This is a genomic window from Rhodococcus sp. ABRD24, assembly GCF_004328705.1.
Classification (GTDB): Bacteria; Actinomycetota; Actinomycetes; order Mycobacteriales; family Mycobacteriaceae; genus Prescottella.
The window spans coordinates 2,859,010-2,880,532 of sequence record NZ_CP035319.1 but is presented as its reverse complement, the minus strand read 5'-3'; the positions used below and the strand labels follow the sequence as shown (position 1 = coordinate 2,880,532).

Sequence of the window (21,523 nt, the reverse complement as noted above, 5' to 3'; positions counted from 1 at the left end):
TGCCCGGCGGGCCGCCTCCACCGCGGCCGATATGATCCTCGCAACCGTGGTCGCGGTGGCCGTCACCGTAGTTGGCCTGTTCGCATTCGATCAGGTGTCGTGGCCGGCGTTCAACTCGTCCAACGTCACGCAGGCCGTCACCACAGTCGGGCAGCTGGGGACCATCGCAGTGCTCGCTGGGTGCGTGATGCTGTACCGCGCCGGACGATGGGTCCGGGCGGCGACGGTGCTGTCATGGGCGAGCTTGTCGGCGTTCGTGACCGTGACGCTCGGCATGCCGCTGAGTGCGACCAAGCTGTACCTGCACGGCATCTCGGTGGATCAGGAGTTCCGCACCGAGTACCTGACCCGGCTCACCGATTCCGCTGCCCTGCATGACATGACGTACGCGGACCTACCGCCCTACTACCCCGCAGGCTGGTTCTGGATCGGCGGCCGCGTCGCGAATCTCCTCGGCATGGACGGCTGGGAAGCATTCAAGCCGTATTCGATCGGTTCGATCGCGGTGGCCGCAGTGCTCGCGCTTGTCCTGTGGAACAAGCTGATTCGCTCCGACTGGGCGGTGGTGGTCGCGCTCGCGACCACCGCATTGCTGGTCGCATATGGCTCCGCAGAGCCGTACGGCGCAGTGATCGCAATCCTTGTCCCGCCGGTTCTCGTGCTCGCGTGGGGCGGGCTGTACCGGCCGGAGAGGTCTGCTCAGACGCATAACGGCGGATGGGGAGCCATCGTGGGAACCGGCGTGTTCCTCGGCGTCGCGGCCGCTTTCTACACGCTGTACCTCGGGTTGGCCGCGTTTGCGGTGACGCTCATGGCACTGGTCGCCGCAGGGCTGGCCGTACGGGCTCAGGGTTCCTGGCGCGCGGCGATGGACCCGCTGCTGCGGTTGATCGTCACAGCCGTGATCGCCGGCCTACTTGCGCTCACCGTGTGGCTGCCGTACGTGCTCGAGAGACTGCGCGGCACCGTCGCCGACAGCGGCACCGCCACCCACTATCTGCCCGACGCCGGTGCGCATCTGCCCCTGCCGATGATCCAATTCACCCTCGCCGGGGCGTTGTGTCTGCTGGGCACGATCTGGCTGGTGGTGCGGGTTTCATTCTCGCGGCGCGCACAGGCGCTCAGTGCCGGCGTGATCGCGATCTACCTGTGGTCGATACTGTCGATGACAGTCACGGTCGTCGGGAGCACGCTGCTCTCGTTCCGACTCGAACCGCTGCTGATCCTGCTGTTGGGCACCGCGGGCGTGTTCGGGTTCTTCGAGTTCTCCCGCTGGCTGGTTCTGGCGACGAGTGAGAACCCACGGGTCAAGGCATCGGTTGTCGTGATCGGGCTCGCTGGCGCCATCGCATTCGTGCAGAACATTCCCCAGGTCCTCGCCGGCGACATCACCGTTGCCTACACCGATACCGACGGCGACGGCGTCCGCGCCGACAAACGTCCGGCCGGCCCCGCCGCCTACTACGGCGATGTGGACCGCATCATCACCGATCAGCGGCCGCAGGTACGCCGAGACACCGTCGTGCTCACCACCGACACCAGTTTCCTCAGCTACTACCCGTATCTCGGGTTCCAGGCCCTCACGTCGCACTACGCGAACCCGCTCGCCAACTTCCGCGAGCGGGCCGAGGCGATCGAGAGCTGGTCCGAGCTCAGCACCCCCGACGAGTTGATCGCAGCAATGGACAAGAGTCCTTGGCGCGCACCGGACGTGTTCGTCTTCCGAAAGAGCGCCGCCGGGTACACGCTGAGACTGGCCGAGGACGTATACCCCAACGATCCGAACGTCCGCCGATACACCGTGACGTTCCCGAAGGAACTGTTCGACGATCCCCGGTTCACAGTGGACGAGGTGGGCCCGTTCGTCGTGGTGACCCGGTCCGGCCAGTAATGCGGTGACTGCCCGCCGGACGTCCCGGGTCGTGCAGCAACGGACTGCGCGCTGCCAGGACACCTGCTCAACCTCAGGGTGGCATCAGACCGCGATCGCGGAAGCCCCCTGATACCCGCACGCGTCCGCCAACCAGCACAGGTTCCGTCCCAAGGGTCGCTGAACTGCTGGTGAACCAGCACCCCGACCGCCCGAATCCAAGTGATCCCACTCACGTGGTTGACACTGTGTGATCCAGCCCATACCCTCATTTCCATTGATTGCAATCGTTTACATCCACCCGCGAGGGACCAGTTTCAGGGAGCGAGCATGGCCAGAAGAAGCAGCCGCTGGAGACTACCGGCCGCAGTATGCGCAATCGCATTGTCCGTCAGCGCTTGCGGCGCAGGGGGTTCCAATGATGCCGCCAATGAAAACGTTCTCATTGCAGCATCCCAGAGCGAAGTGCCCTCGCTGGATCCGCAGGCGATCAACGGTACGGTCGGGTTGCGGATCACTGACGCGATCTACGACACCCTGGTTCGCGAAGACCTCAGCGCGACCACCAAGGAAGCAACGGAAATCGAGCCGTTCCTTGCGGAGAAATGGACGGTGTCCGCGGACGCCACCAGCTACGTCTTCACCATTCGCGAGGGCGTGACCTTCCAAGACGGAACTCCGCTGAATGCCGAAGCTGTTCACAAGAACTTCGAGCGTCTGCTCAATCCCGACGCAAGCTTCTACTCCCGAACCGCCGCGGCAAACATGGGATTCCTCACGCGCTGGATCGGACGAACCGAAGCCACCTCCGATCGGGACCTCACCATCACCTTGAAGGCGCCCTTCGTCGAGCTTCCGCGACTTCTCAAGGATCGCAGAATGGGCATCATCAGCCCAACAGCTCTCGATCAGATGACGGAAGAAGAACTCGCGACACATCCTGTCGGCACCGGCCCTTTCATGACGACCGGTGTCACGCCGGGTGAGTCCATTCGACTCCAACGGTTCGACAACTACTGGCGAGGTGAGCCCAAGCTCGAATCCATTGTCTTCGTGACGATTCAGGATCCGGGATCGATGGCCACCGCGATGCAGACCCGGCAGGTCGACGTAATTCTGAGTGCTGGCGCCCAGCAGATCACGCAGCTCTCGAACGATGAAGGCGTCACCGTTCAGTATCCGGACGCGGCAAACCAGTACTTCATTCGCTTGAACACGAAGAGCGGTCCTACCGCGAACAAGGACGTGCGACAAGCACTGAACTTCGCCATCAACCGCGAGGCCCTGGCGACTGCGACGGATGGCCAGGCGCGGCCCCTGCACGGCTCGCTCCCCAGCGGTAACACTCTGTGGCAGAGTGATTCCGAGGAGATCTACAGCCACAACCCGGATCGGGCGAGAGAGCTTCTTGCCGCGGCTGGCTACAGCGATGGCTTCAGCATGAAGCTCCTGGCGCCGAGCGCCGGCCCCGGCTTCTCGCAGTCCAAGCAGATCATGGCCCTCGTCCAGCAGGATCTCGCATCGGTAGGTGTCAATCTCTCAGTCGAGTACATGGACTTCACCACGCTCGTGGCAACCGAAGGCCCCGGTTACACGGACGGCGTCGCCGGCTCCTACAACGGCTGGACCACCGGCGCAGACAACGCGTACTGGCTGGAGACAATGTTCAGCCCCACACTGGTTCCGCCCGCCGGGGTAAATCGTGGTTGGTACGTCAACGATCAGGTCGGTGCGATGTTCGGCGAAGCCCGCGGGACGGTGGATGAGAACGCTCGCCGCGACCTCTACCGCAAGGCCGTCCGGCAGATCGACGAGGACGCACCCTGGATCTTCCTGTACCAGGACCGCCTCCCCCGCATGTACGTGACCGACGTCCAGGGCATCAACGAAAACCCCAGCGCATTCGTCGACTACGCGGTGGTTTCCAAGTGAGCGAGACAGACCGAGTGGGTACACCTCAATCAGCTTCCCGCACAACAGATACGGAGAATAGAGAATGTTGATCGACGCACTCCAGTTCAGCAAGCCGGAGCGAGCACGATTCGTCGAGTGGCGCGAGGGCAACGTAACCGCCGTCCACGTCACGATCGCGATTTGGGAAGACTCGACCGAGACAATGCGCGAACTCGGAAAGTGGCAGCGTCGCCTGGAAGAGAACGCCGATCTCATCGTCCAGGCGCGCACGGTCGAAGACATCGCAGCCGCAGAACGAGAGAACAAGACTGCCGTCATCCTCGGCTTCCAGAACTCTTCCCCCTTCGAGAGCGACCTCGACTTGGTCAGCGCCTTCTACGAGGCCGGCGTGCGGATCGCACAGCTCACGTACAACACTCAGAACTCCGCCGGCGCCGGATGCTGGGAAGATGACGAAGCGGGCCTGTCGAAGACCTACGGACTGAACCTGATCCGGGAGATGAACCGGATCGGTATGCTGATCGACCTTTCGCATTGCAATGAGAAGACGAGCTATCAAGCAATCGAAGCGTCCGATTGCCCGGTCGCAATCACTCATGCCAACCCCGTCGATTGCGTCGGAATGGACGCCGAGTTGGCCGTCCGGAACAAGTCGAAGGACCTACTGAAGGCGCTGGCTCAGCGGAATGGTGTTGTGGGGCTTAGCATGTACCCGCGAATCGCTCCCAACGGCGTCAACTGCTCGATCGACGACTTCTGCGACATGGTCTTCTGGACGGTGGAGAACATCGGTATCGATCACGTCGGCTTCGGGTCGGACTTCTACATCGGATATGCCGACGAGGAGGTCCTGTGGTGGAGACAGGGCCGATGGTCACGCACCTCGATGATCCCGCTCACCGGCTACACACCGTTCCCACGCTGGTTCGACTCCTCGCGTGGATACACGGACCTGCTCGCCCGCCTGGAGCAGCGCGGAATGTCCCCGGCCGAGGTGAGCGCGGTCGCCGGCGGCAATTGGGCTCGTGTCTTCTCGGCAGCATGGAAGTAAGGAAGAACGTCATGGAGTTTCTCGTCAACATTCGCATCAACATTCCGGCCGACATGCCCGAGGAACAGTACAACAAGCTCGTCGTAGACGAACGAGAGTTGGCCGCGCTGCTCGCCGAGAAGGGAACGCTCAAACGTATGTGGCGGGTCCCGGGGCGCCGCGAGAACTGGGGTCTCTGGTCGGCGATCGATGCCACCGAGCTGCACGAGACGCTGTCCTCACTACCGGTGTGGCCCTGGATGGACCTGGATGTACACCCCCTGGCCCAGCACCCCGTCGATCCCGCTTCTCGATAAATTCCTCCGATGACACTGCACAGCAGCGGCTTTCGAATCAGCAAAGGTATGGGATATCGGTGACTGAGAACCTTGTGAGTGAACTGGATCGAGTGGTTTCTCGCGCGACCTCTGCGCATTCCGTGTGGGGAGGTAGCGTTGCAGTCGAGCGTTCCCGCGGACTCCATGCGGCGGCACAGGCCCTCCGAGTGGAGTCGACCCGTCTCGCCGAACTGATTGCCGCGGAGACGAAGAAGACCGTGAAGGAGGCTCAGGGCGAGCTCGCAAATGCCTGCAATCTCCTCGACTTCTTCGCCGGTACTGCCCTACGGCCCATCGGTGACACGTTTCCGTCCAATCGTGCCGGGGTCACCGTGTACACCCGACGGTTTCCGCTCGGCGTCGTCGGGGTAATCACGCCGTGGAACTTCCCTGCCAATATGGCGATCCTCAAGGTCGCCCCCGCGATCGCCGCCGGGAATGCGGTCGTCATCAAGCCCTCCGAGTTCGTGCAGCAGTCGACCGCCGCCATCGCAGATGTCTTGGCACCCCACTTCCCCCACGGGTTGATTGCGTCTGTCGGTGGATCAGTGGAGGTAGGCAAGGCGCTCGTCGCCCATCCCGAGATATCTGCAGTCGCCTTCACCGGGTCTACCGCTGTCGGCAGGGAGATCGCGGCAGCCGCGGCCAGTCGCGGCATCCCTGCCCTCTGCGAGATGGGTGGAAAGAACTGCATCACGGTCACTGAATCAGCCGAGTTCGCCAAGAGCGTGGACGCAGTGCTGACGAGCGCGTTCTCGATGAACGGCCAGAAGTGCACCGCCGCCGCGAATGTGTTCGTCAGCACCCAGGTCTACGACGCCTTCAAGGAGACGCTGCTAGCGCGGCTGCCGAACTGGGCGGATGAACAGCGAGAAATGCTCGGCGAGGACTTCATCGAAACGGGTCTGGTCGACCAGGCGGCATGGGACCGAGTGAAAACCGTTGTTGCCCAGTCGAAGGGATCGAATGCCCTGGTTACCTATCCCTCAGACGGGGTGATCGACCGGAACACTCCGGTGGTGCTCGAGGACGTCACGCCACAGATGCCGGTGTACCGCGAAGAGGTGTTCGGTCCCGTCATCTCCCTCATCCGGTACGAGAGCCTGAGCGATGTGATCGCGGAGATCAACTCGCTTGAATACGGCCTCGTGGCATCGATCTACACCAAAGACCTGCCGGAGGCGCTCAGCTTCAGCGAAAGCGTCGAAGCCGGAACGGTATTGGTGAACCAGCCGACGACCGGTCTCGACTTCAACATCCCCTTCGTCGGATGGAAGGCTTCCGGTTTCGGACCGAGCGAGCAGGCCGATGACGCCGTCAAGGCCTACACGCGTGAGAAGACGATCTACCTGTCGTGAGCCCGTACCAGCTTGCGGCCGAACAAGTCACAGAAGACAGAAATTGGAGAACCAGAAAATGATGCTTGGCTGGCGTGCAAAGATCGGTCAGATTCGTCCGGCAACGGCCATCGAGGGTGCCGAGGAATGGCGCACTGTGGCCCCGAAGGGAGTGGCGTTCGCCGACGCTCGCACCATCGTTCCGCGAGTAGACAACGACGGACTCGAGGTGATGATGGCCCAGGTCATCACAGCTGCAGAGCAGCTCGCGACCTCGAAGGTGGACCTGATCGTGCAGTGCGGCGCTCCAGGCACCTTCCTCAAGGGTGCCGGCGCCGATGAGCAGATCAAGAAGGAGATCTTCGACGCAGTCGGAATTCCTGCAATCACGATGGCGGAGTCCGCGATTGTCGCCCTCAAGGCCGTCGGAGCCGAGAGCGTAGCAGTCGGCACGATCTACACAGACGATGTCAACGAAGCACTCGCGAAGACGATCGAAGCCGCAGGACTCCGCGTGGCGGCTATCGAGGGCCTGCAGATCACCGATCCGTACGAGGCGAGCCTGCACGACGCCGACAGTGCGTACCGTCTCGGTCGCTCGGTATTCCGGAAGGCTGGCAAGGCCGACGCCATTCTGATTTCCTGCGGCACTTACCGAACCTTCGAGACACTCCCCTACCTCGAGATGGACACCGGCGCAGCCGTCATCTCGAGCAACCAGTCGACACTGTGGCACGCGCTTCGCACCCTCGGCCTTCCGGACCGCATTCCGGAGCTCGGCCGCCTCTGGCAGTACTGACAATCCACGAAGAAGGTGCTCGGCATGGCGCTGCTCCAGTCAAGACAACCTGTACCCAATAGCCAGACCAGAAGACGATTCTCGCTGAAGTATCGAGGAGGGACGCTCTATTCGCTCGCCGCAGCGTCGTTGGTGATCCTGTTCTTGGTGGCTGTGTTTGCGCCTGCCGTGGCACCCTACGATCCACTGGCCGCGAATCCGATCGACAAGTTTCTTCCACCGCTGAGCAGTGGGCACATCCTCGGTACCGACGAACTGGGGCGCGATATCCTCAGCCGGCTGATCTACGGTGCGCGAATCGCTCTCTTCCTCGCCGTCGTCCCAACTTTGATTGCGCTCGTCGTCGGCGGATTGATCGGACTTCTCGCGGGCTACTGCGGCGGAGTCGTCGACGCGGTCATCATGCGAGTCTTCGACGTGATGTTCGCGTTCCCCGGAATCCTTCTGGCGCTGGGCATCAGTGCGGCGCTCGGCGCCGGATTCGGCTCGATGCTCACCGCCATGGTTGTGGTCGCGATACCGGAGTTCGGCCGGCTGGTACGCGGCTGCGTACTGACGGTGAAGGAGAACCTCTACGTCGAGGCCGCTCGCACTCTCGGGCTCAGCAACATCAAGATTGCATTGCGCCACGTCCTGCCCAACCTGCGTGCGCCGATCATCGTGATGACAGCCATGCAGACCGGAAACAACGTGATCCTCGGAGCAAGTCTCAGCTTCCTCGGGTTGGGGGCGCAACCGCCGACGCCGGACTGGGGCGCGATGCTCGACGGCGGCAAGTCGGCAATGCTCAACGCACCCCACGTGGCAACAATCGCGGGACTCGCCATCGTGTATCTGACGATCTGCTTCAACCTCGTCGGTGACGCCGTCCGTGATCGCTTCGATCCGTCCTCAACCAACCGATGACCGCACGAATCACCGCACTTGGGAAGGCCTGGAAGCTATGTCGAGATTCTTGCTGAATCGTGTTCTTCAACTCGTTCCAGTGGCACTGGGCGTCACCATCGTCGTGTTCCTGATGGTGCAGATCATCCCCGGAGACATCGTCGATGCGCAGCTCGGAAGCCAGGCGTCCGGCGCAGAGAAGGCCGCATTGCGCGAGAGCCTCGGCCTCAACCAGAACATCGTCGTCCAGTACTTCGTCTACCTCTCCAACGTAGTTCGGGGTGACCTCGGAGTCTCTTCGACGTACCACGAACCGGTAACCAGCATTCTCTTTGCACGCCTTGGCAATACCGCAATTCTGGCCATCCCGGCAGTCATCATCGCGGCGGTGTTCGGCATTCTGCTCGGTACCGCAGCGGCGCTGCGGCAGAACGGACCAGTCGACCGCGTCGTGACGATCTCAGTCCTGTTCGTCACCAGCATGCCCTCGTTCTGGCTTGGCATGCTCTTGGTTATCGTATTCGGTGTAGGCCTCCAGTGGGTGCCGACATCCGGCATGGAAAGCACCCTCGGTGGCGGTAGTTTTTCGGATATCGCCTGGCACGCAATTCTTCCCGTGATGACACTCTCGGCCTGGTCGTTGGCGGTGATCGCTCGAATGACCCGCTCGTCGATGATCGAGACACTCAAGAGTGACTACGTCCGCAGCGTTCGAGGTAAAGGCTTGCCGGAGCGACTGGTCGTCGCCAAACACGCCCTTCCCAATGCTCTGCCTCCCGTCATCACCGTCGTCGGACTTCAAGCCGGCTTCCTGCTCAGTGGTGCCGTACTGACCGAAACGGTATTCGCTTGGCCTGGTATCGGATTCGCTATGTCGCAAGCGATCGAGAATCGTGACACCGTGCTGCTCCAAGGAGGAATTCTCTTCATCGCGATCATCTTCGTGCTGGTCAACTTCTTCGTCGACGTGCTGTATGCATTCCTCAACCCCAAGCTGCGCCGACAACTCCAGCGGGCATAGCCCGGAGTCCGTTTCCATATGAAGATTCCATCGACCCGGGAGAAGGATCGGTTCATGACTACATACGACGCCGTGGTGATCGGTGCCGGCCACAATGGCCTGGTATCGGCGTCCTACCTGGCCAACAACGGCTACTCGGTGCTCGTTCTGGAATCCAGATCGGTGCCAGGCGGAGCTACAGGCGATTTCGAGTTTCTCCCGGGCTACCGTGGAGCGTTCACAAACTCGCCCGGATCATTCGACCCACTGGTGCTCCGGGAACTCGAGCTCGAACGGTACGGGCTCCGGTTCTTCAGACCCGAACTGGCCGTAGTTCACCGCTTCGAGGACCAAACGTTCATCGGATGGCGCGACAAGACGAAGCTCGCCGCGGAGATCGACCAGTTCCGCAGGGGCGAATCGGACCGATACGCGACGCTCATTGCAGACCTGGACTATCTCGGCAAGAGCCTGCCGGTCTCGCTCTACCATGTCCCGGACCCACTCGAAGTTATCGAGCGCAAACTCGAAACAGACAGGGCGCGAGCACTGTTCAAGAAGGTCTTCCACGGGTCTCTGCGTGAACTCATGGACGAGTATCTCGAGACGCCGCAGATGAAGGCAGTACTCATGATGCTCGCGCTCAATGGCAACCGAATCTCGCCCGAGGAGCCGGGAAGCGCCGTCGGCCTGCTCCTGCGGCCGCTGTCCATGTCGGCCCACACCCAACTGGACGCGGCATTCCAGGCATCGCCACTGCGTGGCTCCGCCGGCCTGCCCGTCGGGGGCATGAACAGTATCGTCCGAGCCCTCGTGAACCTGATCTCAGCTCATCCGGGGAGCGCGGTGCGCACGGACAGCCCCGTCACCGGCGTCCAGCGCAATTCCCGCACCGGAGCGCTCGATGTGGTGCTCGCAGACGGAACGACCGTTGCTACGCGGCGTGTCCTGTCGGCGATCGACCCGCGCCAAACCGTCTGCGAGATTTTCGGTTCGTTCGAGGAGCTGGAGTCGGCGCGGAACGATTTTGCTGACAAAGAGATTCACGGTAGCGCATTCAAGATCGCGCTGGCGTTGGACGCCCTGCCCGAGTACGCGGGGCTGCCTGAGGGCGTGACGAGCGCAGACGCATCGACCTGCCAGTTCCGCGTGGCCCATTCGGATCAGGCGATCTCCGCTGCACTCGCTGAGGCCCTGACAGATCAGCCCAGCACCAATCCGATCATGTGGGGCCTCAATCTATCGGTCGCATCGCCCGGCTATCACTCACCGACAGGTAAGTACCTGCTGAGCGTCAATGCTTGGCACGCGCCGTACAGTCTGGCCGATGGGACGTGGAATCGCGAAACCGTCGATGCTTTCGGCAGACGCTGTCTCGACGATATTCGGGGACTCCTGCCCGATATCGACTCTAAGATCGTGGATACCCGTTTCATGGGGCCGGTTGAGATAGAAGCAACCCTCGGGCTGCCCAAGTCGAATATCACCTACGGCGACATGAGTGTTGCCGGGCTGTTCGAAGGCCGGCCATTACCGTCGTTGCAGGGAGCCCGCACACCAGTTGCGGGGCTTTATCTGTGCGGAAGTGGAGTTTGGCCCGGCGGCTACGTCACGGGTATTCCGGGCCGAAACGCTGCGCAGGCGCTGATGGCGGACTCACCACCCGGTGGGGTTGCTGAACGAGGGAGTTTGACGTGAGACCACCGATGATGAATTCAGAGGCTCCGGGGAGCGAGGCAGAAGCGCCCGTTCACCAACCTCTCGCTGAGCGCAGCTCGAACGAGGTCGCCACGATCGCGGACGTCGCGCGCATCGCGGGGGTATCCGTTGCGACCGTCTCGCGTGCGTTCAATCGCCCGGAAATGGTGAGTGAGAAGACCAGGCGAGCAGTCTCGTCGGCCGCCGAATCTCTCAATTTCCATCTCAATCGGGCGGCGTCCGGCCTCCGCTCCGGACGGCACTTCTGCTTGTCGATGCTGATGGCGGATGTGTCCCAGCCTTGGTATGGAGGCATCGCGCGCGCCGTCGACAGAATCTGCGATAGCGAAGGATACGCGGTCAAGATTCGCAGCTTCAGCCATGACCGACAGCGGATGCTCGCCTATCTGGAAACTGTCATGTCAGACGGCGTCGACGGGATCATTCTCAATACAGGCGATGAGCTCGACGACCCAGAAATCACCGCGGCTATCGAACGCGTCGTGGCATCTGGGGTGAGCTTTGTGCTCATCGGCCAGCGAACCAGCGCCGTGAACTCGGTGGATACCGTCCTCTACGACGATGTGCACTCCGCATACGAAGCAGTTGGGCACCTCCACAGCGTATGGGGCAGCAAGATCTGCTTCGTCGGCGACATCGCCGGTTCTGCCGGTGCGACCGACCGCAGACTGGGCTTCGATCGCGCCGTCTCCGAACTCGACATCGAAGACACGGTCCTGCGCCTCGGCTTGGACGGCTATGGAGCCGGACACGGCTATGCCGCCATGAGCGCCCTGCTCGAAACGGCGAACCGGCCGAACGGGATCCTGGCAGTCAACGACCAGATCGCACTCGGTGCATTCAGGGCCCTTCAAGATCACGGACTGGCTGCAGGAGTGGACGTCGGGGTGGTCGGCTTCGGCGACGTCGAGTTCGCCTCGTACCTGGCGCCGTCGTTGAGTTCGGTGTCGGGCTGCGTCGACGAGATCGCCAATACGGCCCTCGAAATGCTCTTTACACGAATCAACTCGCCTGTGGATGAGCGCTTGGAATCACGAACGGTCGTGGTGAAACGAGCGCTGACCATACGCGAATCATCGTCCGGAACGTTGAGGAGAATCTGATGAATGTTCCCAAGGTGCAGCCGGGAGATGCCGCTGTGTTGTCAGTCGAAGAACTGACCATCAAGTACTCGCACCGCGGCAACGCGGTGGCAGCGGTCTCTCAGGTGTCATTCACAATCGAACCGGGACAAAAGGTCGCACTCGTCGGAGCCTCGGGTTCCGGCAAGAGTTCAACCATCGCAGCAATCATCGGATTGCTCGCGGAGAATTCGTCGGTGGCGCACGGGAGCATCAACTTCCTGGGACGGAATCTGCTCGAGTTGTCGACTCGGGAGATGCGCCGGGTCCGCGGACTCCACATCGGGTTCGTTCCGCAGGACCCCCTCTCCAACCTCAACCCGATGCTCAAGATCGGCACCCAGGTTGCAGAGTGCCTCACCGCCCACGGCAAATTCTCCCGCGATGCGCTCGAGGAGCGGGTCCTCGAAGCCCTGCGATCTGCGGGAATCGCCAACCCCGAGGAACGAGTCACTCAGTATCCGCATGAGCTTTCCGGGGGCCTGCGGCAGCGCGTACTCATTGCGATGGGGCTGGCCAACAAGCCGGAGTTACTGATTGCGGACGAACCGACGAGCGCACTGGATGTCACTGTGCAGCGGCAGATCATGAATCAGCTCGACGAGATGGTCGCTCAAACCGGCACCTCACTGCTCCTGGTGACGCACGATCTCGGTCTGGCTGCGGAGCGCTGTGACCGTGTGCTGGTGATGGAGCAAGGCCACATTGTGGAAATGGGATCTTCGGCGGATGTACTCCAACGCCCACAGCATCCGTATACGAAGGCGCTACTCGCCGCGGTCCCTGCCGGATCCGCTCCTGCGTCAACAGAAGTCGACGCATCGAGCACTGCACCCGCACTGGTCAGGTTCGACGGAGTCAACAAGACGTACCAACTAGGAAGGCGGCGCACGCCCATCGCCGCAAACAAGGACATCCACCTCGAGGTCCCCCGGGGCAGTGCTGTCGGTGTCGTAGGTGAATCCGGATCCGGGAAGACCACCATCGCCCGATTGTTGTTGCAGCTCGAGAAGCCGACATCGGGCCGAATAGTCTTCGACAACGAGGACATCGGTACGATGTGCAAGCAGCGCCTGCTCGCTTTTCGTCGCCGGGTGCAACCGGTCTTCCAGGATCCGTACTCCTCTCTCAACCCTTCGTTCACGGTCCGGTCGATCCTGGCCGAACCACTGAAGGTGCACCGAATCTGCCCCTCCTCCGAGGTTTCGGCGCGAATCGACCAGCTGATGGACCAGGTGGGCCTGTCGCGGACGCTTCGGGACAGACACCCCGCAGAGCTCTCCGGCGGACAGCGTCAACGAGTGGCGATCGCACGGGCGCTCGCGGTCGAGCCCGAGCTTCTCGTTTGCGACGAACCGGTGTCGGCGTTGGACGTTCTCGTGCAAGAGCAGGTTCTCGAGGTGTTCGAGAAGCTCCGGCTCGAGTTCGGGCTGAGCTACATGTTCATCTCGCACGACCTCGCCGTCGTGAGAAAGCTCTGTGACTACATCTACGTGATGAAGGGCGGCCACATCGTCGAATCCGGTGCCACATCCACGGTTTTCGACAACCCCCAACACGACTACACCAAGCTGCTACTCGAATCTGCCCGGATGCGTCCCGTCGAGAGCATCTGCGAGGTCCTCCGTCCGGGTGCGTGAGAACGGGCCTTCACAGCTTCACCGCACCCAGATCCCGCCGGCCGGGCACGAGTCGACCAATCGGGCCCGTTCGTCTGACCCGGTCCGGCTAGCGGCTACGCGAGGTGGTCGCGGTCCGTGCGACTGATTGTCACGGCCGCAACGAGAACACCCACCACGACACCGATCACCGTATCGGCGACCCGACTGATCGCGACCTCCGGCGAGATCGGCGAGGTGAAGCCGATCAGCACCAAGGCCATCGGAGTGACCACGAGCGTTGTGAGCGCGTAGTTGACGAGTACCAGCAACTCCGCGGCGATCTGCAGCAGCACTACCGCGATCACCGCCTGCCAGTAGCCCGGCGACGCCGCGATCAGCGCCACCGCGATGATCGCTCCCCCAACATTGCCTACAGCTCGCTGGATCCCACGGTGCAACGTCTGGGTGAAGTTGAGACCCTGCAGTGCCGCAATCGCGCCCATCGACGCCCACAGCGGATGCTCGACACCCGCGGCGATCGCTACCCACCCCGCAACCGCTGAAGCGACCACCACCCGGACGGCGACGTTCCGCAACGACGCCGATCGCAACCGCGCCATTCCGGCCGACATCACTCCCACGGACGGCGGCAACTCCGACGCCACGGATGGACGCTCCCCGACACCGCCAAGGGTGCTGACGCGCTTGAGTTTCCGCAGTTCACGCTCGTGGCGTGTGATCTCCTGGAGCACCGAAGGATCACCGACCGCGGCCCAGTCGTCCATTGCTTCGTCCGCCGCATCGAGGAGCGTCGCAAGATCCCGGGCGTGGCCATGCCAGAGATGCGAACGTCCGCTTGCCACAAGCACTTCGCGCGCCCGCCAGATCGCTGACCGTGCGCTGTCGACACTGGCGCCGTCCCCGTGCTCGAGAGACGCGACCGATGCCAGCGCCCGTGCGGCGGCGAGGCGTGCGGGACCCAGTGGCAGGACCAAGGCCGGAACCATCGCCGCCACCCATCCGACCAGGACGCCGATCGCGGCCGCCAGCGTCACCTGGCCGACATCCACTGCGGACGTGGTGTATCCCGCCGCGCCTGTCGCCGCGAAAACGAGGATCACCGGTCCCGGACCGATCAGCTGGAAGCCATTCATATACGCGGACGCGACGCCCGCCGACAGTGACAGCACACCTACCAGCGCCCACATCGGGAGTCCCAAGGCACCCAGGACACCGCCTAAGCCGACGAAGCCGATCACTGCGACGCCGACGAGCGCGAGCTTCCCGGCCAGCCTCGGGTACGGCTCGTATCGCCCGAATGCCGACGCGAGCGCGCCCAGCGCGCCGAAACCAGCGAGTTCCCAGAATCCGAGCAGCCCGCCGCCGACCAGAACTACCGCCGTGGCGAGTCCCACCCGAAGCGCGGGTGCGATGGTCGCGTCAGCCGTCCGCAAGTGGAAGGCACGACGCCAGGCTCCCCGCGAGACCGAGTGCGCCAGCGCTCCCCGAGCATGGCCGATCCTTGTCGTGCCCGGGGTACCTGCTGCGCTCACGCGCCCCAGTCTAGGGCATTTACTTCACTAGTAAATTACTAATGAAGTTGTGTTCGCTCGTAGATAGGATGGTCGTGTGGATTCCGCGGATGAGCACGATTTCATCGACCGGGTGCGCCAGGAATGGGCGAACTCGAGGCCGGGTATCGACACATCGCCGATCGAGGTCATCGGCAGGATCACGCGGATCAGCTCCCAGACGTTGCACCGCCTTGAACGTGCGCTGGGACCCAGCGGCGTCTCCCGGGCCGAGTTCGAGGTGCTCTGCGCACTCGCACGCAGCGACCGACCGCTCCGCGCAAGCGAGGTGACCGCTGTGACGATGGTCAGCGGCGCCGCGACCACCAAACACGCGGATCGACTGGTCCGGATCGGGTTGCTCGAACGCAAGAGATTCGAGCGGGACGGCCGAGTCGTCCTGCTCGAGCTCACCGACGCCGGCCGCGAACTCGTCGACCGCGAGTTTCCCCAACGCGTCGATCGGGATCGGCTATTGCTGGACGGCCTCGATGACGACGAGCGCGCCCAGCTGACCCGCCTACTGCGAAAAATCGGGCGCAACAGCGACGACGCCGAACGCGCCTAGAGCAGCAGACGCCGCACCCCCGACGGATGCGATCACGCCGCATGGAATCGTCGCAGGGTGGTCAGGCTCTCGCCAGGTCTCTTCTCCTGCAAGTCCGCACCGGCGGTCTCTATCCACTCCGATGTTGCTGTAACAGTGCGGTCGGTGATGCTGACGTCCAGTCGCGGTGGGAGGTTGTGGCCACTTCCGACGAGCGCTTCGACGACGCAGCAGAGCTATCTGGTCAACAGGGGTCACGTTCGGAAAGCCGGGACGGAGTCTGTCGTCGCTGTCGGGGATGGCGCCCGGCCGAAAGGCGTCAAGGTTGGCAGAGATCAAAAGTCCCGGCCTGGAAGGACGACCGGAGTCTCCCAGCGCACTCCGCTTGTGATGTCCTCAACTACGAGGTGGAACCGGTAGGGAGGACCGGGCAAATCTGCGGGTCGGCGTGCCAGGAACTGGAATTCGGCGCGCCGGTTCGTATTGCTTCTTCCGTAGCCGACCTCGTGCTCGGCACCGCCAAAGGCGAGAAGCGCACGAGCCCGGTAGTCGAGGACCGATGGTACGTCTTCCCAGACTGCCATCGCGGTATAGACGAACTGGAGCCCATCCAATCCGGACGTCACTGCCGAGATCCAACTGGCTATCCCGTTATCCTCGCCCGTCGAAACGAGAGACGGCGGCACGCACACCTCGAGGTTGGGGCCAGAGAACCCGCGGGACCGGTAGTTCTTGATCATCTGACTTCCTCACCCCGAGGTGTGCGCGAATGAATGCCGATCCTATGCGGTTGTCAGGACTCCGATCTGGGAGGCGCCGTCAGCGGCGAACACAGGGATGTCACGCGACGGCGTCTTCGCAACTCCGTTGTTCTGGGGCAAAGACCGAAGGCCATCGATCGACGCCACAGGTACGTTGAGGTCCGCGCTACGGATGTACCCCTGCTGGCCATCGTTGGTGTACGCAGCAACGAAATCGGGTTGCACTGCGTCCGACTGCTCGGGATCCAGGACGCCGAATGTCTTCCCCTCCTTCGTGAAGGGGTTGATTTCGGAAGGTGCCGACCGGAGGGCCGGCGTCGGTGCGGTGTAGCCGATTCCGCTGCTGGGGAAGGTGAGGTGCTCCTGGAAGCCGTTCGTCGAGCTGAAGGTCTTGACGAACCCATGACTGTTGTACGGGCCTGAACCGCAGTCGCCTGACGTGGCGATCTCGAGGCTTGCCGCCCACGTCGCGTTGTACTGGTAGTCCACCACCTGGCAGATGACACTGCCTTTGAACAGCCTTGCGCGCACTGCCATGTGGAACGCATCAACTTCGGCGCCGGTCATCGTCCAGATCTTGCTTTTCGCGGCCAGAGGGCCATCGTTCGTGACCGTCGAGTTGTGCATAAAGATCTGGCCATCAATAGGGAGTGTGGCGCCCGTCCACCCGATCTGAGTTTCTGCCACGGCGGGGGTGGCTCCGAGCCCCAGCGGGGGATCGCGTGGCTGGTACTGGACCTTGGGATAACGTTTTGGCATCGCACGACCCTGTGCATGCCGCGACCACGGCCTAGCTGGGCCTCATCCGTGGTCGTGGAGTCCTCTGTAAGTCACTGCGGCGCGCTCTCGCATGGATCGTCCTCCGAGTCTGTATGCAACAGTCTTCAATTGGCGAGAGATACGCCGGCCGAGAACCTGCTGCCTTCATCAGCCTCAGCCTGATCGAGGTCGAGTCCGTCCAGAGCGGCATGTCCGGTGATGACCCGGAGATGTTTGTCGTTGGGAAGACCTGCCGGACCGCCTTCGATGTCACGATCATCGTCGGGTCGTCAGGGCCTCGTACCCATGCTGCAAGCATCCATCAAGAGCAAGGACCCAGGTGCAGATGACCGACATCCGAACCGTCTCGTGGTGCATCAGTCGCCTTCCGACTCGTCGAAGCGTGTACGCGCGTCTTCGATCTCGGGCATGTGCTTGTCGGCCCACGCGAGCAGGACGTCGACCGGATGACGAAGGGTCTTTCCGAGTGGGGTGATCCGGTATTCGACGGCTACCGGGCGGGAACTGAGAAGCTCGCGCTGAACGATGCCGTTGCGCTCCAGTCGACGCAGGGTAGCGGTGAGTGATTTCTGTGTCACCGCGGGGATTGCGCGGCGCAGATTGTTGAAGCGGCTGGGTCTCTCGCACAGTTCGTTGAGCACCGCCAGTGACCACTTGTCGAGGACCTGATCGAGCAGCTCTCGATGAGGCGGGGTGATCGTGAGTTCGCCGGGATCGGCCTGGGGAGTATCGCGCATGCTACCTAGTCTCGTTGAAGTGCTCTTCATGTACCAGGTATCAAAGTTATACCTATCCAGTTCGGTATTTCGAGGAGAGCTTCATGGCCGTTCGTTATCTCACCCCCGAAGGCATGACACACCCCACTCCGTATCACCACGTCGCTGTCGGGTCCGGGACCAGACATGTTCATGTCGCCGGTCAGATCGCGCGGCTCGCCGACGGAACCCCGGTGGCCGAAGGCGATCTCGCGGGACAGGTCGCGCAAGCGTTGCGCAACACTGCGACGGGGCTGGCCGGCGCGGGGGCGAGATTCGACGACGTACTTCGCCTGACCTTCTACGTGACGGACTGGCGGCCCGAGAAGATCGGTGAATTCATGGCCGGTGTCGAACAGGTCGGCGAGGAGATCGGGCTCGCACTGCCGCTACCGCCGGCATCGCTGATCGGCGTGGACTACCTGTTCGAGCCGGGCGTGCTCGTCGAGGTCGAGGCGACCGCCGTCGTCGACTGATCCCACAGCGGGACGCGGCCTCGGGTGGTGCGTAAACAATGCGCCCACTCGGGGTTCCGCCCGGCCCTGGGTCCAGAGAGATTCGGCCGTGACGATCAGTATTCTCCTCGCGGGAAAGGAACGCCGCCCACGGGAACACCTCGGGCAACACATCGGTGACCAACTCCCGAGCCCGCGAATCACGCTGCGTCAACGCCACGAACATCCGTGTCGGCACCGACGCCACGGGGTGCTGGGGCTCCGCACGCAGTCCACGGGAGTCGGCCTGATGAGCTGTTGATTCGGGCCATACCGGATCAGCTACGGAGGAACGTAAGCACGGCGAGTACGCGCCGGTGACCGTCTGTGTCAACGGGCAGGTCGAGCTTGATGAAGATGTTTCGAATGTGTTTGTTGACTGCAGCCTCGCTGACGAAGAGCTTCGCCTGGATTTCCGAGTTTGATCGACCCTCTGCCATGAGTTCGATGACCTCACGCTCTCGGCCGCTCAGCCGCTCGAGTGGATCCTTACGCTGGTTCAGGAGTTGCCGGACTACCTCGGGGTCCACGATTGTGCCACCTTCGGCGACACGCTCGACCGCATCGTTGAACTCGGCGACAGCTCCGACACGGTCCTTGAGCAGATAGCCCACGGCCACGCCATCATTCGACCCGAGTAGCCGAGCAGCGTACGACTGCTCGACGTACTGGCTGAGCACCAGCACGGGGAAACTTGGCTTGTATGTCCGCAGCGCTACTGCGGCCTTCAGTCCGTCGTCAGAGTTGCCGGGAGGCATGCGCACGTCGGTAATGAGAATGTCCGGCTGGTACGCCTCCATGGCGGCGGGGATTTCGGTGGCGCTACCCACGGCTGCGACGACCGTGTGGCCGAACCTGTGCAGCACGCTCTCGAGCCCTTCGCGCATCAGGATCGAGTCCTCGGCCAGTATCACTCGATGCGGCATGGGATTTCGACTCTGAGTACCGTCGGACCTCCAGCCGGGCTCGACAGCCGCAGCCTTCCGTCGACGACGTCGAGGCGATCGGCGAGCCCGGACAGGCCTGTGCCACGGCGAGGGTCGGCTCCTCCGATCCCATTGTCGGATATCTCGATTACGAGAATGTCGGTGTGATGACGCCCGTACACGGTGGCGTCGCAGGCCTGGCTGTGCCGCGCGATATTGGTCAACGCCTCTGCGACGACATAGTAGGCCGCAGTCTCGATACCGACAGGAAGTCGGCTGGGCAGGCACACGTCGACGGAGATCGGCACCGCCGATCTCCCCGCGCTGTCGGCGATCGCCGCCACGAGCCCGTTGTCGGTGAGCACTTGCGGATTGAGGCCGCGAACAAGGTCACGCAACTCGGCTAACGCCAGAGTCAGCTGATCCTGTGCGTCATCGAGACGGGCCGCGAGAGCGGGGTCGTCGATATCCAACCGGGTAAGGCCCAGCGTCATTCCCAGAGCCACCAGACGCTGCTGCGCCCCGTCGTGCAGATCGCGTTCGATCCGAACCCGTTCGATCTCGAAGGCGTTCAACAGTCGCCTCTTGGTTCGATCGACATCGGTGATTTCCGCACCGATCTCGTCATCACGTGGTGCAAGGAATATGCGGGTCAACCCAGCGCGGGCTCCTGCCCAGGCCGTGATCATGTAAGGGCCGGAGCCGATCGCTACCAGGCCGATGATCACCCACGGCCATGCCGCAGGGTCGCCGATCGGTGCCCGGAAGCACAGAACAGGGAGGACGAAAGCGAACCCGAGAACGGTGGCGTCGATCCACGACAGCGTTGTCGCTGAAAGCAGGGCGAATCCCAGCTCACGCCACGTCGACCGTTCAGCCAGCCTGGTCGAAAGCCAGGCACCGACACCAGAACCGAGAGGTGGCCTGTGCGGATCCGGAGCACCGTCGAGATCGACCAGTCGAAGGCGCCACCGTTCGAGCCGCCCGACCACGATGCCGGAGAACCCGATCAACACGAACAGCGCAGCGCCCACGACCACCACGAAGAACGCTATCCCGAGCGCAGCAGAGGTCGCGAGAACAACGAACATCGCCCCACCTACGAGCACGCCAGACGCGAGATAAAGCAGGCAACGCCACGGCCACCATGAGAGCAGAAACCGAAATGGGTGTTGTGCCATCGCTTGCCAAGCCGTCGCGACGCGCATCGTCCCACCGTATGTCACCAAGTCGACCATGCGCGGTAGTGCCAGCACTACCCCATTCGTACAGATCGGGTGACTGCAAACCTGACGCTAGACCAATTCGATAGCAATATGACGACGACTCAACAAACAACGATGTCCGTCCAACTCGCTGATGTACGCAAGACCCATGGGCAAGGAAATCGCTCTGTCACCGCTCTCGATGGAGTCACGATCGCTTTCCCTCGAAGCAGTTTCACCGCAATCATGGGTCCATCCGGGTCAGGCAAGTCGACACTCCTGCACTGCGCGGCAGGCCTCGACCGCCCCACCAGCGGCACGGTCGTCATTGCCGACTCCGACGTCGCAGCGATGGACGAAAGAGCTCGCACCGAACTGCGCAGACGCCACGTCGGGTTCGTCTTCCAGGCGTTCAACCTCGTCAGTTCACTGACCGCCGCACAGAATGTCGAGTTACCTGCCCGGTTCGCGGGCCGTCGCGTCCCACACGATGGGGTCATGGCCGCCCTCACCGAGGTGGGGCTCGCCGATCGCGCTTCGCACCGGCCGGCGGAACTCTCCGGCGGTCAGCAACAGCGTGTGGCGCTGGCACGGGCCTTGATCACCCGCCCCGCAGTGTTGTTCGCCGACGAACCGACGGGTGCACTCGACACGCGGACTTCACACCACGTCCTGACACTTATGCGGCGCCTCGTGGACGAACAGGGGCAGACAACTCTCATGGTCACCCATGACCCAGTCGCAGCCTGCTATGCCGACTCCGTGGTCTTCCTCCAGGACGGGAGGATCGCCTACTCCCAGCGGCTCGAACGAAGCCGGGCTGACAACGCCGCGGTGATCGCCACTCGCATGGCCCGGATGGAGCCGTAA

General features: G+C 62.7%; 20 protein-coding genes. 14 read left to right on the top strand and 6 right to left on the bottom strand.

Translation table 11 applies throughout. From position 1 onward, the window contains the following. Positions 1-31: 31 nt before the first annotated feature. The 11 genes from ERC79_RS12655 to ERC79_RS12605 all read left to right on the top strand — a co-directional run bounded on the left by ERC79_RS12655 (position 32) and on the right by ERC79_RS12605 (position 13,653). Positions 32-1,891 (top strand): galactan 5-O-arabinofuranosyltransferase, encoded by a 1,860-nt coding sequence (locus ERC79_RS12655; RefSeq protein WP_131581069.1) that lies wholly within the window; start codon positions 32-34, stop codon positions 1,889-1,891. Between the two features lie 444 nt (positions 1,892-2,335). Beyond that, positions 2,336-3,802, top strand: coding sequence for an ABC transporter substrate-binding protein (locus ERC79_RS12650; RefSeq protein WP_207390311.1), 1,467 nt, complete (start codon positions 2,336-2,338; stop codon positions 3,800-3,802). 64 nt (positions 3,803-3,866) lie between these two features. Then, entirely contained in the window at positions 3,867-4,835 is a 969-nt protein-coding gene (locus ERC79_RS12645; RefSeq protein ID WP_131578645.1) for a membrane dipeptidase, read from the top strand. Between the two features lie 11 nt (positions 4,836-4,846). After that, a complete protein-coding gene (locus ERC79_RS12640) occupies positions 4,847-5,131 on the top strand; it encodes a muconolactone Delta-isomerase family protein (RefSeq protein WP_131581067.1) in 285 nt (94 codons plus the stop codon). Between the two features lie 59 nt (positions 5,132-5,190). Then, positions 5,191-6,510 (top strand): aldehyde dehydrogenase family protein, encoded by a 1,320-nt coding sequence (locus ERC79_RS12635; RefSeq protein WP_165497104.1) that lies wholly within the window; start codon positions 5,191-5,193, stop codon positions 6,508-6,510. Between the two features lie 58 nt (positions 6,511-6,568). Next, positions 6,569-7,288 carry a decarboxylase gene (locus ERC79_RS12630; protein WP_131578642.1) on the top strand — a complete coding sequence of 240 codons (720 nt, stop codon included), beginning with the start codon at positions 6,569-6,571 and terminating at the stop codon, positions 7,286-7,288. A 147-nt stretch (positions 7,289-7,435) separates the two neighbouring features. After that, positions 7,436-8,194 (top strand): ABC transporter permease, encoded by a 759-nt coding sequence (locus ERC79_RS12625; protein WP_207390310.1) that lies wholly within the window; start codon positions 7,436-7,438, stop codon positions 8,192-8,194. Further along, positions 8,160-9,194 carry an ABC transporter permease gene (locus tag ERC79_RS12620; RefSeq protein WP_207390309.1) on the top strand — a complete coding sequence of 345 codons (1,035 nt, stop codon included), beginning with the start codon at positions 8,160-8,162 and terminating at the stop codon, positions 9,192-9,194. Before ERC79_RS12625 ends, ERC79_RS12620 begins: the two co-directional genes overlap by 35 nt. A gap of 54 nt (positions 9,195-9,248) precedes the next feature. Further along, complete coding sequence (locus ERC79_RS12615; RefSeq protein WP_165497103.1) at positions 9,249-10,871, top strand: NAD(P)/FAD-dependent oxidoreductase; 1,623 nt, start codon at positions 9,249-9,251, stop codon at positions 10,869-10,871. Between the two features lie 275 nt (positions 10,872-11,146). After that, positions 11,147-11,995 carry a substrate-binding domain-containing protein gene (locus ERC79_RS12610; RefSeq protein WP_242676883.1) on the top strand — a complete coding sequence of 283 codons (849 nt, stop codon included), beginning with the start codon at positions 11,147-11,149 and terminating at the stop codon, positions 11,993-11,995. Beyond that, positions 11,995-13,653 carry an ABC transporter ATP-binding protein gene (locus tag ERC79_RS12605; protein ID WP_131578636.1) on the top strand — a complete coding sequence of 553 codons (1,659 nt, stop codon included), beginning with the start codon at positions 11,995-11,997 and terminating at the stop codon, positions 13,651-13,653. Before ERC79_RS12610 ends, ERC79_RS12605 begins: the two co-directional genes overlap by 1 nt. Before the next feature lie 95 nt (positions 13,654-13,748). Here the strand turns inward: ERC79_RS12605 and ERC79_RS12600 are convergent, their stop codons facing one another. Beyond that, complete coding sequence (locus ERC79_RS12600; RefSeq protein WP_131578635.1) at positions 13,749-15,167, bottom strand: FUSC family protein; 1,419 nt, start codon at positions 15,165-15,167, stop codon at positions 13,749-13,751. 76 nt (positions 15,168-15,243) lie between these two features. Between ERC79_RS12600 and ERC79_RS12595 the strand changes: the two genes are divergently transcribed. After that, on the top strand, positions 15,244-15,753 hold the full coding sequence (locus tag ERC79_RS12595; protein WP_131578634.1) for a MarR family transcriptional regulator: 510 nt from the start codon (positions 15,244-15,246) through the stop codon (positions 15,751-15,753). Positions 15,754-16,067: 314 nt separating this feature from the next. Here the strand turns inward: ERC79_RS12595 and ERC79_RS12590 are convergent, their stop codons facing one another. The 3 genes from ERC79_RS12590 to ERC79_RS12580 form a co-directional block, all read right to left on the bottom strand. Beyond that, the gene (locus tag ERC79_RS12590; RefSeq protein ID WP_131578632.1) at positions 16,068-16,472 is read right to left on the bottom strand and encodes a hypothetical protein; all 405 of its coding nucleotides are present in this window, start codon (positions 16,470-16,472) and stop codon (positions 16,068-16,070) included. A 42-nt stretch (positions 16,473-16,514) separates the two neighbouring features. Further along, positions 16,515-17,060: a hypothetical protein gene (locus ERC79_RS12585; RefSeq protein ID WP_131578630.1), complete on the bottom strand. Its 546-nt coding sequence runs from the start codon at positions 17,058-17,060 to the stop codon at positions 16,515-16,517. A 569-nt stretch (positions 17,061-17,629) separates the two neighbouring features. Further along, a complete protein-coding gene (locus ERC79_RS12580; RefSeq protein WP_131578628.1) occupies positions 17,630-18,010 on the bottom strand; it encodes a helix-turn-helix domain-containing protein in 381 nt (126 codons plus the stop codon). A gap of 83 nt (positions 18,011-18,093) precedes the next feature. Here ERC79_RS12580 and ERC79_RS12575 point away from each other — a divergent pair, with 83 nt between their 5' ends. Continuing rightward, entirely contained in the window at positions 18,094-18,504 is a 411-nt protein-coding gene (locus ERC79_RS12575) for a RidA family protein (RefSeq protein WP_131578626.1), read from the top strand. Positions 18,505-18,800: 296 nt separating this feature from the next. Here the strand turns inward: ERC79_RS12575 and ERC79_RS12570 are convergent, their stop codons facing one another. Both ERC79_RS12570 and ERC79_RS12565 read right to left on the bottom strand, forming a co-directional pair. After that, on the bottom strand, positions 18,801-19,448 hold the full coding sequence (locus tag ERC79_RS12570; protein WP_131578624.1) for a response regulator transcription factor: 648 nt from the start codon (positions 19,446-19,448) through the stop codon (positions 18,801-18,803). Next, the gene (locus ERC79_RS12565) at positions 19,433-20,539 is read right to left on the bottom strand and encodes a sensor histidine kinase (protein WP_242676542.1); all 1,107 of its coding nucleotides are present in this window, start codon (positions 20,537-20,539) and stop codon (positions 19,433-19,435) included. Before ERC79_RS12565 ends, ERC79_RS12570 begins: the two co-directional genes overlap by 16 nt. 360 nt (positions 20,540-20,899) lie before the next feature. Here ERC79_RS12565 and ERC79_RS12560 point away from each other — a divergent pair, with 360 nt between their 5' ends. Next, positions 20,900-21,523, top strand: coding sequence for an ABC transporter ATP-binding protein (locus ERC79_RS12560; protein ID WP_242676541.1), 624 nt, complete (start codon positions 20,900-20,902; stop codon positions 21,521-21,523).